The following is a 15,075-nucleotide window of genomic DNA, read 5'->3' on the forward strand; positions in this document are numbered from 1 at the left end:
GCGCCCGGCCGCGGGAAGCTCGGCCGGATGCTGCTCGCCCAGGCCCGCACCGAGGCCGTGCTCACGCTGCGCAACGGCGAGCAGATCCTGCTGACCGTGCTCATCCCGGTGGCGCTGCTGGTCGCGATGAGCCTCATGGACGTCATCCCGGTGCCCGACCCGCGCGTCGGCTCGGCCACCGCGCGCATCCTCGCGCTGGCCGTGATCTCGTCCGCGTTCACCGGGCAAGCGATTGCGCTGGGTTTCGACCGTCGTTATGGCGTGCTCAAGCGCCTCGCCGCGACCGCGCTCCCCCGCTGGCTGCTCGTCGCCGGGCGGGTCGTCGCGGCGCTGGCCGTGGTCGCCGTGCAGGTCGCGATCATCGCCGTGGTCGCGCTGCTGCTCGGCTGGCGGCTACCGCCGGTGACCGGTCTGCTGTGGGCGGTGCTGCTGATCGTGCTCGGCACGTTGTCGTTCGGCGCGCTCGGCGTGCTGCTCGGCGGCGCGCTGCGGGCGGAGATCGTGCTCGCGCTGGCCAACATCGTGTGGTTCGCGCTGCTGCTCATCGGTGGCGTCGCGCTCGGCGTGGACGCGCTGCCTGGGTGGCTGGCGACCGTCGTGGACGCGCTGCCGTCCGCCGCGCTCGCGCTCGCCCTGCACGACGCCGTGGTCGAGGGGACCGCGCCGAGCCCCGGTCACGTCGCCGTGCTGGTGGTGTGGGGCGTGGCCGCCGGCGCGCTGGCGATGAGGACCACCAAGCTCAGCTGACCCCCGGGCGGCGGTTCTCAGCTAGTGGTACCTACCATCGGGACGTGTCCGTTCCATCCTGGTTCACCGCCTTCCTGAGCACGTTCCAACGCGCGTTCGCCATCGCCGTCGTGATCGCCCAAGGCGGCATCGCGGTGACCGGGTCGATCGTGCGGGTGACCGGGTCGGGACTCGGCTGCCCCACCTGGCCCCAGTGCTTCGAGGGCAGCCTCGTGCCGGTCGAACACCCCGAGGTGGCGTCGCTGCACCAGTGGGTGGAGTTCGGCAACCGCACGCTCACCGGTGTGGTCGGCGTGATCGCCGGGCTGTGCGTGCTGGCGGCGTGGTTCCACCGGCCGCGGCGCAAGCGGGTCGTGGTGCTGGCGCTCGTGCAGTTCGGCGGGGTCGTGGCGCAGGCCGTGATCGGCGGGTTCACCGTGCTCACCGGGCTGCTGTGGTGGACGGTGAGCGTGCACTTCCTGGTGTCGATGCTGCTGGTCTGGTTCGCCGTGCTGCTGGTCGCGGCGCTGGGCGAGGGTGACGAGCCCGCCCGGCCGCTGGTGCCGCGCGGGCTGCTGAAGCTCCAGGTCGTGCAGGCCGTGACGCTGGGGTTCCTGCTGCTGGCGGGGACGTTCGTGACGGCCGCCGGGCCGCACGCCGGTGACGCGGCCACCCCGCGCCTGGACCTGCCGGTGGACACGCTGTCGCAGCTGCACGCCGACCTGCTGTTCCTGTTCCTCGGCATGCTCATCGCGCTCGGCTTCGCGTTGCGCGGGCACCCCGTGCCGCGGCGGCCGTACTACGCGCTGGTGGGCGTGGTGCTGGCGCAGGGCGCGCTGGGCATGGTCCAGTACTGGACCGGTGTGCCCGAGGTGCTGGTCTCGCTGCACGTGCTGGGCGCGGGCGCGGTGGTCGTGGCCACCGCCGCCCTGTGGGTGTCGACCCGGGAACGGGGTCAGGTACCGGCTCAGCGCGACGACGAGGGCCTGCGCTCCCAGACCGCGGGCAGCTCCGTCGCCAGCCACGTGTAGAGGTCGTCCACGGTCCGCAGCCGCATCGCGCGTTCCGGGTCGCCGCTCATGAGCCGCATCCCGGACTCGGTCAGCTCGCGCACGCTCACCAGGGCGTCCAGCTTCCGCTGGATCAGGTCGACCCACCGCTTCTCGTTGATCCGGTACTGCGCCGCCTGCCGGCCGCGCCGGGTGCGCTTGGTCACCAGACCGGCGTTGACCAGGAACTTCAGGTTGGTGCTGATCGAGCCGCTGCTCGCCTCCAGCTCCTGGGACAGCTCGGCGGCGGTCCGCTCCGTCGGCTGGCACACCAGCAGGTAGCCGAGGATGCGCCCGCCGATCAGCGGGATGCCCTCCTCGGCGAAGTGCGCCGCGAACCGCTCGATCCACGCCGACAGCCGCGTTTCCCGTCCGACGCTCATCCGACCCCCTCGGCTCGACGCCGACACTTCGGTCGGCACTGAAGCCACGATAGGTCGTGTGCTGATCATCACGCAAAGGCGGCGCGCCGTGCACGAGCGTTCAACTCGGGTGTTCCGAAGGTAGGACTCACGCGTTCCGAAGGTAGGACTCTCGGGTCCTGAGTGTTCGACTCTCGGGTCCTGAGTGTTCGACTCTCGGGGTCAGAGGCGGCGGAGGCCGGCGAGGACGCGTTCCATCAGGCCCAGGTCCGGTTGGGCGCCGTCGGTGGACGCGGTGTCGTGGACGTCGATCAGGCCGCGTTCGGCCATGTCGCCCAGCAGCACCTTGGCCACGCCCAGCGGCAGGCGCAGCAGCGCGGCGATCTCCGCCACCGACCGCGGCCTGGCCACGAGGTTGATCACCTCGTGGTACTCGGACTTCATCGCGCCCGGGTAGTCCCAGTCCACCGCCGACACCAGCGTCTCGATCTCCAGCTGGAACGACGAGGTCGTGCGGCCACCGGTCCACGAGTAGGCGCGGACGATCGAGGCCGCCTCCTCGCGCGGGTACTCGAAGTCGTCCTCGTCGTCGAAGACCGGGCGGTGGGGCTTGGTGTCCCCCGCGTCCCGGTCGTCCCGGCTGTCGCCGGTCGGGGCGGAGGGTCGCTCGGACCTCGGCTTCTCCTGCTTGCGACGGCGGGAGGAGTCGAGGCTGAACCCGTTGAGCAGGGCGGCGAACGTCTCGTCCGACGCCCCTGGCTCCTCGTTCCGGTCCATGACCACCTCACGCAGACGGGCGGGCCATCATCCGCTTCACGCCGTGGAGCTGGGCGCGCAGCTCCGGGGTCAGGAGCTGGCCTACCTGGTCGACGACCACGGTCATCTCGTAGGCGACCTGGCCGACGTCGGCGTCCGGGGCGGCGAGCACCGCGAGGCACGAGCCGTCCCGGATGGACATCAGCAGCATGATCCCGTACTGCATCTCGATCACCGAGCGCAACACGCCGCCGCCGTCGAAGCACCTCGCCGCCGACTCGGTCAGGCTCGCCACGCCCGCCGCGATCGCGGCCAACTGGTCGGCCCGGTCGTCGGGCAGTCCGTTGGACGCGGTCAGCAGCAGGCCGTCCACCGAGATCACCACGGCGTGGGCCACCCCGGGCACGCGATCGGCGAAGTTGCTCACCAGCCAGCCGAACTGGTCGACCTGTCGCGACTTCTGCGTGCTCATCCGTTCTCCTGCCCAGCTCGATTCTCTCCGGATCCCCGGACACCTTGCCGGATACCGGTCTGGTAGCTGGCGAGGAACCCGCGTGTCGCCTGCGGATCCCTCCGTACGGGTGCCACCGCGTCGGGTGCACTCGGCCGTTCGGCCACCAGATTGGTCCGCGGCTGCCTCTTGGGCAGTTCCGCAGGGATGTCGTTCACGGGCTTGTCGTTCACGGGCGCCTCCCCGCGCGCGTGGGTGTCCGCGGCGCGGTGCCGCGCCGGTTCCGCCGGTGCGGGCGGCACCGGTGCACCGCCGAACCAGGTCGAGGCCGTCCGCCGCGGCGCGGGGGCCGGGGTGGCGGGCGGTGTGGTGGCGGGCGGGTCGATCGTGCGCCCGCGGAACGGGCTCCACCCGTCCTCTTTCAGGGGTACGGCGGGTGGCAGGACCGGCTGCGGCGGCAGGCCGGCGCGCGGCAGGGCGGGCTGCGGGCCGGTCGAGGGCGACGCGGGGTGCGGCACGCCGGTGGGCGGCAGGGCCGGTTGCGGGCCGGTCGAGTGGTGCGGCACGCCGTTCGGCGGGAGGACCGGCTGCGGGCCGGTCGAGTGGTGCGGCAGGGCCGGCTGCGGGCCCGTCGACGGTGACGCGGGGTGCGGCACGCCGTTGCGCGGCGGTGCGGGCTGTGGACCGGCGGTCGGGATCGAAGCCTGGGCGGGCACCGGGCGGGCCGACAGCGGGCCGGTCGCGCGGACCAGCTCGGCGGGCAGCGCCACGACCGCGCGCAGGCCGTCGCCCTGCTCGCGCAGCACCACCTCGATGCCGTGCCGACCGGCGAGCCGGCCGACCACGTACAGGCCGAGCTGGCGGGACACGGGCAGCTCGCCGCTGTCCTCCGACGCGGCCAGCGTGATCCGGCGGTTGGCCTGCGCCAGGTCCTCCTCGGACATGCCGACGCCGAGGTCGACCACGTCGACCAGCACGCCGCCACCGGTCCGGGGCCGGCCGCCGACGATCACCTGGGTGCGCGGCGGCGAGAACGTGGTCGCGTTGTCCAGCAGCTCGGCGACCAGCCGCACCAGGTCGCCCGCCGCGTAGCCGACGACCTCCACCGACGGCGTGGTCTGCACGACGACCCGCTGGTACTGCTCGATCTCCGACGCCGCGGCGCGCAGCACGTCGCCCAGCGGCACCGGCCGGGTGAAGCGGCGGGCCACGTCGCTGCCGGACAGCACCATCAGGTTCTCGTTGTTGCGGCGCATCCGGGTGGCGAGGTTGTCCAGCTTGAACAGGTTCGCCAGCTGCTCGGGATTCTCCTCCTGCCGCTCCAGCTCCTCCATGAGCTTGAGCTGCCGCTCCACCAGGCCCTGGCTGCGGCGGGACAGGTTGATGAACGCGTTGCGCATGCCGGTGCGCAGGTCGGCCTGCTCGGCGGCGGAGCTGACGGCCTGCCGGTGCACCGCGTCGAACGCGCGCGCGAGCTGGCCCAGCTCCTCCTTCGTGTCCACGGGCACGGGCTCGACGGTGACGTCGTGCGCGGCGTTCTCCCGCAGTTGCGCGACCAGGGTCGGCAGGCGGTGCTCGGCGACGTCCAGCGCGGCGGTGCGCAGCGCGCGCAGGGACCGCAACAGGTAGTTGCCGACGACGAAGCCGACCGCGGCGGCGGCGAACATCGACGCCAGCAGGATCACGGCCGCCGCGCCCGCGCGGTCGCTGGTGGCGTCCTGCAACCGGCCGGCGGCGGAGGTCAACTGGCCCTCCAGGGACCGCAGCACCACGCCCAGCTGCTTGAGGGTGGCCTCCGAGCCGCTGTTCCACGCGTCGGCCTTGACCAGCAGCTCGACCGCGCCGGAGTTGGTGCGGACCTGCTGGAACAGGCTGTTGCGCAGGTCGACGTCCTGGCCGGAGACGGTGCTGCGGTAGTCGGCCTGCTGCTGGGGCGTGGCGACGGCGGAGAAGTCGGCCAGCTTGTCCTGCTGGCGGGTGTAGGACTGCTCCAGCGCGGTGACCTCGTTGTCGGTCAGCCTGCCGCGGCTGATGCCGGCCAGCACGGTGGCGTGCTGCCAGGACACCTGCTCACCCGCCATGGCGAGGTTGTGCAGCGCGGTCGCGGTGCCGGACAGCGCCGGGTCGCCGAAGTCGCCGACCATGGCCTGGTCGAAGTCGAGCAGGGCGCGCGCCACCACCGTGTAGCCGCCGATGGCGCCTTCGAGGTCGACGCTGCCCGACACGACGCGTTCGCGCAGCTGGGGCAGGCCGTCGAGCTGGACGGCCGCGTCGCGGAACCGGGCGTTGGCGACCTCGCCGAGGGTCGTGGTGCGCTCCATCAGGTTGCGCACGCCGGCGGCGGCGTTGTCGGTGACGCGGGTGAGCTCGCGGAACTCCTTCTCGGCCACCCCGGAGCCCTCGGCCCGCTGCGCGGCGAACGCGCGCTCGGCCTGCACGCCCGCGATCAACGGGTCCATGCCGGCACGCAGCGTCACGACGCGCTGCATCGAGGCGTAGGCGTCGGCGCTCTTGACGTAGCCGCGGATCTGCACCACGCCCGCGCCGACGGCGACGAGCACGGGCACCGCCAGCACGGCGGCGAGCTTGACCGGCAGACGCCAATTCCGCCAGTCGGCGACGGCACTCCACCACTGCCCGCGCGCGTTGTTGTCGCCAGTCACCAGACAAGCCCCGGAAAGTCCGTAGTTGTTTCGAAGTTGAACGACGTCGACGTATTGATGACCGACGAGCGTGGATGTTGCTGGGCGGATAGTAGGTGGTGGACAGGCGCGGGACAACGACCTTGCGGTAGGTCCTCATCCGATCGGCGCAGCGTGACGACCAGGGGTGTCCGGGACGTCGCCGGAGGCAACGGTCCGGCATCGACTGAGCAGCGGTGACACGACCGTTGGCGGCACGTCGTTGACTGGCGGCGCAACGCGGTTACGCTGAGCGCTCGCCGCCGGCCCGCGCATCCGCGTGCGCGGCGAGGCAAATCCCCGTGGAGGATTGATGACGAAGGCGATCCTGCCTCCGACGGATTCGAGACCCGCCCGCGGCGGGCGCGGCTTCGCCACTTTCGACGACCCGGGCACGCCCCTGTTGGTCGACGAAGCGGGCGACCCCGACTTCGTCGCGCTTCAGGCGAGCGCCGATTTCCGCGAGCTGCGCCGGCGGATCACGATCTTCGTGGTGCCCGTCACGTGCGGGTTCCTGCTGTGGTACCTGGGGTACGTCGCGCTGTCGGCGTACGCGCCGGACCTGATGGGCACGCCGGTGTGGGGCGTGATCAACCTCGGCCTGCTGTTCGGGCTGCTGCAGTTCGTCACGACGATCGCGCTGACGCTGGCGTACGCGCGCTACGCGCGGAACAAGCTCGACCCGCAGGTCGACGCGGTCCGCTCGCTCACCGCGGAGGACCGGGCCTGATGGGCGGCAACACCGCGATCAACCTGGGCGTCTTCGGCGTCTTCGTGCTGATCACCCTCTACATCGTGTACCGGGCGGGCAGCCGCAACGCCACCGCGTCGGACTACTACGCCGCGGGCAGCAGCTTCACCGGACCCCAGAACGGCATCGCGCTGTCGGGTGACTTCCTGTCCGCCGCGTCGTTCCTCGGCATCTCCGGCAGCATCGCGGTCAACGGCTACGACGGGTTCCTGTACTCGATCGGCTGGGTCGTGTCCTGGCTGCTCGGCCTGATGATCATCGCGGAGCGGTTGCGCAACACCGGCCGGTTCACCCTCGGGGACGTGCTGGCGTTCCGGATGCGGCAGCGCCCGGTGCGCGCCGCGGCGGCCAACGTGACCTTGGTGATCTCGCTGTTCTACATGATCGCGCAGATGGCGGGCGCGGGCGCGCTGATGGCGCTGCTGCTGGACGTGCACAGCAAGGTCGGGCAGTCGATCATCATCGCGGTGGTCGGCATCGTCATGGTGCTGTACGTGCTGCTGGGCGGCATGAAGGGCACCACGTGGGTGCAGATCATCAAGGCCGTCTTCCTGATCATGTGCGTGACCCTGATGTCGGTGTTCCTGCTCGGCAAGTTCGGCTTCAGCCTGTCGGCGATCCTGGAGACGGCGTCGCGGAACACGCCGCTCGGGCCGGAGGTGCTGGAGCCGGGCGTGCGCTACGGCGGCACGCCGACCAGCCGGCTCGACTTCATCTCGCTGGCGCTGGCCCTGGTGCTCGGCACGGCGTCGCTGCCGCACGTGCTGATGCGGTTCTACACCGTGCCGAACGCCCGCGAGGCGCGCCGCTCGGTGGTGTGGGCGACGTGGATGATGGCGACGTTCTACCTGTGCACCCTGGTGATCGGGTTCGGCGCGTTGGCGCTGGTCGGGTCGAAGGAGATCGCGGCGGCGCCGGGCGGCGAGAACTCGGCCGCGCCGCTGCTGGCCTACGAGGTCGGCGGCGCGGTGCTGCTGGGCGTGGTGAGCGCGGTGGCGTTCGCGACGATCCTCGCCGTGGTGGCCGGTCTGACGTTGACGGCGTCGGCGTCGTTCGCGCACGACGTGTACGCGAACGTGATCAAGCGCGGCCAGGCCGACCCGCGGTCGGAGGTGCGGGTCGCCCGGTTGACCGCGATCGTCGTGGGTCTGCTGGCGATCGCGGGCGGCATCGCGGCGAACGGGCAGAACGTGGCGTTCCTGGTCGCGCTGGCGTTCGCGCTGGCGGCGTCGGCGAACCTGTCGACCATCATCTACTCGATGTTCTGGAAGCGGTTCAACACGCCGGGGACGCTGTGGGCGGTCTACGGCGGGCTCGGGTCGTGCATCTTCCTGCTCGCCTTCTCCCCCGCCGTGTCCGGCGCGAAGTCCTCGATCTTCCCGGACGTCGACTTCGCCTGGTTCCCGCTGAGCAACCCGGGCCTGGTCTCGATCCCGTTCTCGTTCCTGTGCGGCTACCTGGGCACGGTCCTGAGCAAGGAGAAGTCCGACCCGGTCAAGCAGGCCGAGATGGAGGTCCGGTCGCTGACGGGCATCGGCTCGGGCCTGAAGTAGCGCGGTGACGCGTCGAACGCCGGAGCACGCGTCGTGCTCCGGCGTTCGTCGTTCGTCGGTGACCTACCGCCGGGCGAGGGCGGCGCGGACCGCCGAGGCGAAGCGGAGCGGGGCGGTGGCGTCGGTCTGGCGGAAGCCCAGGGACGGTTCGACCAGTTCCAGTTCGAGCAGCAGCGGCGCGTCGTCGGCGCCCGGGATCAGGTCCACCCGCGCGTACAGGAAGTCGTGGCGGCGCAGGCCGGTCAGCTCGGCGGCGGCGTCCACGACGTCCTCGGCGACCCGCCGCTGAGCCGGTGACGGCGTCGCGCCGGACAGGCGTTCCACCAGGTACAGGCCGGACTCGTCGTACTCCGCGTCCGGGGTGAGCATGGCGCCCTTGGTGAACGCGTGCGAGTACTGGCCGCCGAGGAACACCATCGCGGTCTCGCCGGCCGAGTCGACCCGCGACTGGTACGGCTGCACGAGCGCGGGCACGCCGAGGGCGGCCAGGTGCGCGGCGGCGGTCCCGTGGTCGCCCGCCGCGACGCGCAGCGCGCCCCGGGAACCGGCGCCGACGGTCGGCTTCACCACGAACTCGCCGTCGGGCCAGTCGGTGAAGCCCGGCCCGGCCACCGCCGTCGGCACGACCGGCACGCCGTGCCGCGCCAGGTCGACCAGGTAGGTCTTGTCCGTGTTCCACCGCACCACCGGTGCCGGGTTCACCAGCGCGGGCTCGGCGTCGCACCACGCCAGGAACTCCGGCAGCCGCTCGGTGTAGTCCCACGTGGACCGCAGCACGACCAGGTCGGCCTGCACCGGCGTGCCCCACGCCGTCCACGACGCCTGCACGCCGACGTCGGCCAGCGCGTCCAGCAGGGCGTCGTCGTCGCCGTCGCCGGCGGGCAGCGAGTCGCAGGTGGCGAAGAGGACCTTCACCGGCCGGCCATCTTGCGCCGGTGCGCCGGGCCGATCTTCACCGCGGCCGTGGTCTCGCGGTCCCACTCGTGCCGCTCCAGGTCCGCGACCGCCTCGACCACGGCCTCCGCCGACGCCACGTCCGGCAGCACCACGTCGCCCATGGCGCCGTCGTCGCCGACCAGCACGACCCGCGCGCCCGCCCGCCCGACGTTCTCCACGACGGCGCGGGCGGGCTTGCCGTGCGCGGCCACGAACGCCGTCGCCGTCTTCACCGCACGCCCGATCTTCTTGTCGTCTGCCACGTCGGCCAGACTAGAACCTGTCGGTAACTTGCGCGCACGTGACGGCACTCACGACCTTCGGTCAGGCCGCCGACCACACCGTCGACCACACCGACTCGTAGGCTTCGACCAGCCACTTGTCGGCGCGGGCCTGGTCGGGCCGCTCGGGCAGCGACGAGGTCAGGACCAGCTCCTCCAGCCGGGCCTCCAGCGACGCGGCCGCGTCCATCGCCTCCTCCTGCGTGTGCTTGCCCTGCCGCAGGTCGCGGATCCAGGTCAGCCACGGCTCGGGCATCGGCAGCGTGATCCGGCCGGTCTCCAGCAGCTCGACGCCCTGCACGCCCAACCGCACCATGTGCGCGGCGTACTTGGTGTCGTAGCCGTGCCGCGCGACCAGCTCCGGCCGGTTGACGCGCCGGGCCACCGTGCCGTCGACCATGCGCCTGCGCTGGCCGCGCAGGTAGCCGATGAACCGCCGCCCGGCCAGCCGCGACACGATCATGTCCGCGTTGTCGCGCAGCTCACGCCCGAGGTCGGTGATCGAGACGATCTCGTGCTCGGGCGCGAACAGCGGCAGCAGCACGGTCGGGTTGCCCTGCAACGCCAGCCGCAGCCACTTGCGTAGCGAGTAGGTCACCAAGTCGAGGTCGCCGGGGCCGGACGGGGTGTTCACCACACCGGTGCGCTCCTCGGCGCTGCGGTGGATGTACTGCTCGAAGCGGCGCAGCCCGATCACGAACTCCGGCGGTTCGACGCACACACCCATCTCGTCGCGGTCGTCGGTGCCCTCGATGGCGGTGCCGTGCACGCCCGAGCCCACCTGCGTGCGCAGGATCGTGGCGCGCCGGGCGATCTCGGCGAATTCCGGGCTGTTGTGCTTCACGACCATTACCTCCCCCTGTGACGGGGTGAACTTAAAGCGTCAACAGGCAACTCCCAACGGAATTTGCGGCGGCTCCCGGGTCGACCGGTCGCGGGGTAGCTTGCGGGTCGTGACGGATACCCCACAGCTCACCCACCTGGTCGAACAGTTCCTCGCGTGGCACTTCGACCGCAACCCGGGCAGTGCCGCGATGCTCGGCTCGCTCGCCCACGACCACACCCTCGGCGATTTCAGCGCCACCGCGTTCACCGAGTACGAGCGCGGCGCGGACGCGTGGCTCGACCGGTTCGCCGCGGTCGGGGCGGACGACCTCCAGGGCTCGGTGGACCGCGACCTCGTCGTGTCGGTGCTGCGCGGCGTGCGGGCGAAGGCGACGTGGCCCGCGTGGCGCCGTGACCCGTCGACCTACACGACCGCGGTGCTGTACCCGTTGTTCAGCGCGTTCCTCAACCGGCTGCGGCCGGAGCCGGAGCTGGTGGCGAGCGTGGTGAAGCGGCTGGCCGAGGTGCCCGCCGTGCTGGCCGCGTGCCGGGCGAACCTGGACCCGGACCTGGCGGCGCCGAGGATCGTCGAGCGGGCCGCCGACCAGGCGCGCACCGGTCGGGCGTTCCTCACCGCGACGCTGCCCGCCGAGGTGTCCGACCCGGGGCTGCGGGCGGAGCTGGCCGAGGCCGCCGAGCCGGCCGCGCGGGCGTTCGACGAGCTGGCCGCGTTCCTGGACGAGTTCGCCGGGCGCGCCGGGGGCGACTGGCGGATGGGCGAGGCGCTGTACTCGACGCTGCTGCGCGAGCAGGAGGTGCTGGGCTACGGCGCGGCCGAGCTGCACGAGCGGGGCCGGGCCGCCTACGCCGAGCTGGACGCCGAGATGCGCGAGCTGGCCGGCACCGACGACTGGCACGCGGTGATGGCGGCGCTCCAGGACGACCACCCGCCCACGCCGGAGGCGATGCGCGCCGAGTACGAGGCGGAGACGCGGCGGGCCCGGGACTTCCTGGCCGAGCACGGCCTGGTGACCTTCGCCGAGGGCGAGCAGTGCCGGGTGGTGCCCTCGCCGACGTTCCAGCGCCCGGTGCTGGCGGTGGCGTCCTACATGTCGCCGCCGTCGCTGACCGACCAGCGGACGGGCCACTTCTTCGTGCCGTTCCCGCCGGACGGGTTCACCGCCGAGCAGACCACCCAGCGGCTGCGCACGAACTCGCGGGCCCAGCTGGTCTCGATCGCCGTGCACGAGACGTACCCCGGCCACCACTGGCACCTGTCGTGGCTGGCCGCGCAGGACCGGCCGGTGCGCAAGGTGTTCCGGACGCCGTACTTCGCCGAGGGCTGGGCGCTGTACGCGGAGAAGCTGCTGCGCGAGCACGGCTACTTCACGCCCGAGGTCGTCGGCGACGCGGACAAGGCGCGCGCGCAGGAGCTGGCGCACGTCGAGGCGCGGTTGTTCCGGGCGGCGCGGATGATCGTGGACACCGCGCTGCACTGCGGCGACATGGGCGTCGAGGAGGCCGAGGAGTTCATGACCACGAAGGCGTCGCTGACGCCCGGCACGGCCGCCGGCGAGGTCAGCCGGTACTGCGCGTGGCCGACGCAGGCGCCGTCGTACCTGACCGGCGCGTTGGAGATCGAGCGCATCCGGTCGGAGTTCAGCGGGTCGCTGCGCGAGTTCCACGACACCATCGCGGGCGCGGGCGCGTTGCCGCTCGGGCTGGCCCGCAGGGTCGCTCTCGGTGGGTGAGAAGCGGAACAGGCCGGCCGCCGCGGCGGTTGGTGTGCTGACGTAGGGACATCGCGACAGGAGGACGAACACATGCCCAAGGCAGTGGTGGTGCGCGCGACCGGAGGGCCGGAAGCGCTGGAGTTCACCGACGTGGAGGCGAAGTCGCCGGGCTCGGGCGAGCTGCTGGTGGACGTGGCCGCCGCCGGGGTGAACTTCATCGACTGCTACCACCGCGAGGGCCGCTACCCGCTGGCCCTGCCGTTCGGGCCGGGGCTGGAGGGCGCGGGCCGGGTCAGCGCGGTCGGCCCGGACGTCACCGGCTTCGCGGTGGGCGACCGCGTGGCCTGGTCCCAGTCCCTCGGCAGCTACGCGGAGCAGGCCGTGGTGCCGGTCACGGACGCGGTGCCGGTGCCGGACGGCGTGGACGACGACACCGCGAGCGCGCTGCTGCTGCAAGGTCTCACCGCGCACTATCTGGTCGCGTCGACGTACCCGGTGCAGAAGGGCGACACGGTGCTCGTGCACGCCGCGGCCGGTGGCGTGGGTCTGCTGCTGGTGCAGCTGGCCAAGGCGCGGGGCGCGCGCGTGATCGGCACGGTGTCCACCGAGGCAAAGGAGGCGTTGGCGCGCGAGGCCGGTGCCGACGAGGTGATCCGGTACGACCGGGTGGACTTCGCGCCCGTGGTGCGCGAGCTCACCGACGGGGTGGGCGTCGCGGCCGTGTACGACGGCGTGGGCCGCACGACGTTCGACGGAAGCCTGGCCAGCCTCAAGCCGCGCGGCGTGCTGGCGCTGTTCGGCGCGTCCAGCGGCGCGGTGCCGCCGTTCGACCCGCTGCGGCTCAACCAGGCGGGTTCGGTGTTCCTGACCCGGCCGTCGCTGGGTGCGCACGTGGCCACCCGCGAGGAGCTGGAGTGGCGGGCCGGCGAGCTGTTCGAGGCCGTGGTGGCGGGTGCGCTGACCGTGCGGGTCGGCGGGCGCTACCCGCTGGCCGAGGCGCGGCGGGCGCACGAGGACCTGGAAGGCCGTCGCACGACGGGCAAGCTGCTGCTCGTGCCCTGAACCCCCGCGTCCCGAGCTCCGACACGAGGAAGGGCGGTCCCGGTGCGGGACCGCCCTTCCTCACGTCCGGGTGAAGCCGCGGGTGCGGCTCAGCCCTCGACCTTGACCGCGTCGACCACGAAGATCAGGGTCTCGCCGGGCTGGATGTCGCCCTGACCGTTCGGGTAGCCCTTGTCCGACGGCACGACGAGCAGCCGGCGGCCACCCTCCTTGAGCCCGATCAGGCCCTCGTTCCAGCCCTTGATGACGTTGGCCTGGCCGATGTTCTTCAGCTCGAACGGCTGCCCGCTGTCCCAGGACGCCTCACGGGTCTGCTGGTCGCGGAAAGTGGCCAGCACGTAGTGCAGCTGCGCGGTGGAGCCCGGCTTGATCTCCGCACCGGTGCCCTCGGCCAGGTCCTCGACCACCAGGCCGTCCTGCGGCTTGCACCCGGTCGGGACGGTGATCGTGGGCTTCTCGCCCGCCGCGCCGGTCACCTGGTACTGCGCCACCTCGCACGGCGGGCCGCTCGGCTCGGGCAGGTCGGCCTCGGTGGGCTCCTGCGCCTCGGGCTGCGCGGCGGTCGCGGACGGGGTGTTGGTGAGGGTGGACGGCCGGTCGCTAGCGGTGCACGCGGTCAGCGCCAGACCGGCGGACAACAGGGAGACGAGAGCCAGGGCCGTACGGCCGACAGTACGCATGGTTGCCGAGCTTAGGGTTCACGCCCGCGCGGCGCGCCGGGGCCCCACCAGCAGCCCAACGCCGATCACGGTGCGCTGCTGTCGATCTACGAAACAATCCGCAAATGTGCCACTAATTACCGCTACCGCAGTTGCGTACTCGCGCGTACAGTAACTCCGCGCACTTGATCGTATACCGAGAGCATTCGGCCGATCGAGTGCCCACCAAGGAGGTGACCCCGTGTCCGCGGAGCCCAAGGGCGTCCGCAGCAACCTGTTACAGCAATTGTTCTGGACCAGAACAGGTCTGCTCCTGCTGACCCTCGTCGTCACTTCCGGCGGCAGTCTGGCCATTTCCAGCACAATGGATCAAGGAGCGCTGCGCACGTTCCTGACGTCGGTCGGCACCGGCACGCTGATCTCCGCCGTGGTCGGTTTCGGGCAGACGCTGATCACCAGTTCGGCCGCGCAGCGGGCGCTGGTCACACCGGTCGTGGAGGAGAGCCGCAGGGCGCTGCGGGACCTCACCGCCGAGTACCGGGCACTGGACCGCGAGTTCTTCCCCACTCACGTGTTCGAGCCGACCGCGCGACCCGACCCGGCGTTCAACCAGGTCATGATGCAGGACCTGGAACGGACCCGGCTGTACGTGTTCCGGGGCTTCGCGGGCCGGTACGCGGCGGGCAGGCTGCTGCTGTCGCAGTCGGAGTGCGAGCTCAGGGCCGTGCTGGCCGATCCGCGCGACGACGACGCGATCAGCGGCCGGGCGCGCTACCTGCTGCGCAACGAAGGCGCGGACGGCGACTACGACGTGATCGCGGCGAGGCTGCGCGAGCAGATCTCCATCGGCCTGGTCGGCCTGTTCCTGGCCCGCGGCCGGTGCTCGCGGATCGACCTGACGATCGTGTCCGACCCGCCGCTCGACCGGCTGGAGCTGTTCGACGACAGCGTGTGGCTCACCCTCTACAGCAACACCAGCGCGGGCGTCATCCGCCTGTACCCGCGCACGGTGCGGTTCGCGGAGGGCTCGTTCATCTACGGGATGGAACGCGCCGAGTTCCTGCGCATCAGCAATTCCAAGGCAGGGCTCCACGTCGTCATCACACCGGGCACCAGTCGGGCGGACTTCCTCGCCCTGTTCGAGAAGATCACCGGGAACCCGCTCACCGAGGACGGGTTCCGATCCCTCGAGGAGAAGTTCCACCGATTCCGCAAAGAATTCTCCGCCTCCGCTCAGTTGGGGAGCTGAT

The 15,075-nt window shown here is 71.9% G+C and carries 15 protein-coding genes; 7 read left to right on the forward strand and 8 right to left on the reverse strand.

Annotated elements, in window-relative coordinates; genetic code table 11:
- Positions 1 to 27: 27 nt before the first annotated feature.
- Positions 28 to 747: an ABC transporter permease gene (locus ACIQMJ_RS38500; RefSeq protein WP_499766010.1), complete on the forward strand. Its 720-nt coding sequence runs from the start codon at positions 28 to 30 to the stop codon at positions 745 to 747.
- Between the two features lie 44 nt (positions 748 to 791).
- Positions 792 to 1,757 carry a COX15/CtaA family protein gene (locus tag ACIQMJ_RS38505; protein WP_499765957.1) on the forward strand — a complete coding sequence of 322 codons (966 nt, stop codon included), beginning with the start codon at positions 792 to 794 and terminating at the stop codon, positions 1,755 to 1,757.
- Here the strand turns inward: ACIQMJ_RS38505 and ACIQMJ_RS38510 are convergent.
- The 4 genes from ACIQMJ_RS38510 to ACIQMJ_RS38525 form a co-directional block, all read right to left on the reverse strand.
- Complete coding sequence (locus ACIQMJ_RS38510) at positions 1,694 to 2,158, reverse strand: GbsR/MarR family transcriptional regulator (RefSeq protein WP_499765958.1); 465 nt, start codon at positions 2,156 to 2,158, stop codon at positions 1,694 to 1,696. The genes ACIQMJ_RS38505 and ACIQMJ_RS38510 overlap by 64 nt on opposite strands.
- A 201-nt stretch (positions 2,159 to 2,359) precedes the next feature.
- A complete protein-coding gene (locus ACIQMJ_RS38515) occupies positions 2,360 to 2,914 on the reverse strand; it encodes a DUF742 domain-containing protein (RefSeq protein ID WP_499765959.1) in 555 nt (184 codons plus the stop codon).
- A 7-nt stretch (positions 2,915 to 2,921) separates the two neighbouring features.
- Complete coding sequence (locus ACIQMJ_RS38520; RefSeq protein WP_141982454.1) at positions 2,922 to 3,365, reverse strand: roadblock/LC7 domain-containing protein; 444 nt, start codon at positions 3,363 to 3,365, stop codon at positions 2,922 to 2,924.
- Positions 3,362 to 6,007, reverse strand: coding sequence for a nitrate- and nitrite sensing domain-containing protein (locus ACIQMJ_RS38525; RefSeq protein WP_499765960.1), 2,646 nt, complete (start codon positions 6,005 to 6,007; stop codon positions 3,362 to 3,364). The genes ACIQMJ_RS38520 and ACIQMJ_RS38525 overlap by 4 nt, the downstream gene beginning before the upstream one ends.
- 331 nt (positions 6,008 to 6,338) lie before the next feature.
- On the opposite strand from ACIQMJ_RS38525, the gene ACIQMJ_RS38530 reads away from it, so the two are divergent.
- A complete protein-coding gene (locus ACIQMJ_RS38530) occupies positions 6,339 to 6,755 on the forward strand; it encodes a DUF485 domain-containing protein (RefSeq protein ID WP_499765961.1) in 417 nt (138 codons plus the stop codon).
- Positions 6,755 to 8,329, forward strand: a complete 1,575-nt coding sequence (locus ACIQMJ_RS38535; protein ID WP_499765962.1) for a monocarboxylic acid transporter — start codon at positions 6,755 to 6,757, stop codon at positions 8,327 to 8,329. The genes ACIQMJ_RS38530 and ACIQMJ_RS38535 overlap by 1 nt, the downstream gene beginning before the upstream one ends.
- Before the next feature lie 63 nt (positions 8,330 to 8,392).
- Here ACIQMJ_RS38535 and ACIQMJ_RS38540 read toward each other — a convergent pair whose 3' ends face one another.
- The 3 genes from ACIQMJ_RS38540 to ACIQMJ_RS38550 form a co-directional block, all read right to left on the reverse strand.
- Complete coding sequence (locus ACIQMJ_RS38540) at positions 8,393 to 9,244, reverse strand: ATP-grasp domain-containing protein (RefSeq protein WP_499765963.1); 852 nt, start codon at positions 9,242 to 9,244, stop codon at positions 8,393 to 8,395.
- The gene (locus tag ACIQMJ_RS38545; protein WP_499765964.1) at positions 9,241 to 9,528 is read right to left on the reverse strand and encodes a hypothetical protein; all 288 of its coding nucleotides are present in this window, start codon (positions 9,526 to 9,528) and stop codon (positions 9,241 to 9,243) included. Before ACIQMJ_RS38545 ends, ACIQMJ_RS38540 begins: the two co-directional genes overlap by 4 nt.
- A gap of 61 nt (positions 9,529 to 9,589) precedes the next feature.
- Entirely contained in the window at positions 9,590 to 10,390 is an 801-nt protein-coding gene (locus ACIQMJ_RS38550; RefSeq protein WP_499765965.1) for a nucleotidyltransferase domain-containing protein, read from the reverse strand.
- A 109-nt stretch (positions 10,391 to 10,499) separates the two neighbouring features.
- Between ACIQMJ_RS38550 and ACIQMJ_RS38555 the strand changes: the two genes are divergently transcribed.
- Positions 10,500 to 12,122, forward strand: coding sequence for a DUF885 domain-containing protein (locus tag ACIQMJ_RS38555; protein ID WP_499765966.1), 1,623 nt, complete (start codon positions 10,500 to 10,502; stop codon positions 12,120 to 12,122).
- A 72-nt stretch (positions 12,123 to 12,194) separates the two neighbouring features.
- A complete protein-coding gene (locus tag ACIQMJ_RS38560; RefSeq protein WP_499765967.1) occupies positions 12,195 to 13,166 on the forward strand; it encodes a quinone oxidoreductase family protein in 972 nt (323 codons plus the stop codon).
- Positions 13,167 to 13,255: 89 nt separating this feature from the next.
- Here the strand turns inward: ACIQMJ_RS38560 and ACIQMJ_RS38565 are convergent, their stop codons facing one another.
- Positions 13,256 to 13,846 carry an FKBP-type peptidyl-prolyl cis-trans isomerase gene (locus tag ACIQMJ_RS38565; protein ID WP_499765968.1) on the reverse strand — a complete coding sequence of 197 codons (591 nt, stop codon included), beginning with the start codon at positions 13,844 to 13,846 and terminating at the stop codon, positions 13,256 to 13,258.
- Positions 13,847 to 14,066: 220 nt separating this feature from the next.
- Between ACIQMJ_RS38565 and ACIQMJ_RS38570 the strand changes: the two genes are divergently transcribed.
- Entirely contained in the window at positions 14,067 to 15,074 is a 1,008-nt protein-coding gene (locus ACIQMJ_RS38570; RefSeq protein ID WP_499765969.1) for a hypothetical protein, read from the forward strand.
- The last annotated feature ends 1 nt before the right edge of the window (position 15,075 follow it).

Origin of the sequence: Actinosynnema sp. NPDC091369 (assembly GCF_044757065.1) — a bacterium.
Lineage (GTDB): Bacteria > Actinomycetota > Actinomycetes > Mycobacteriales > Pseudonocardiaceae > Actinosynnema.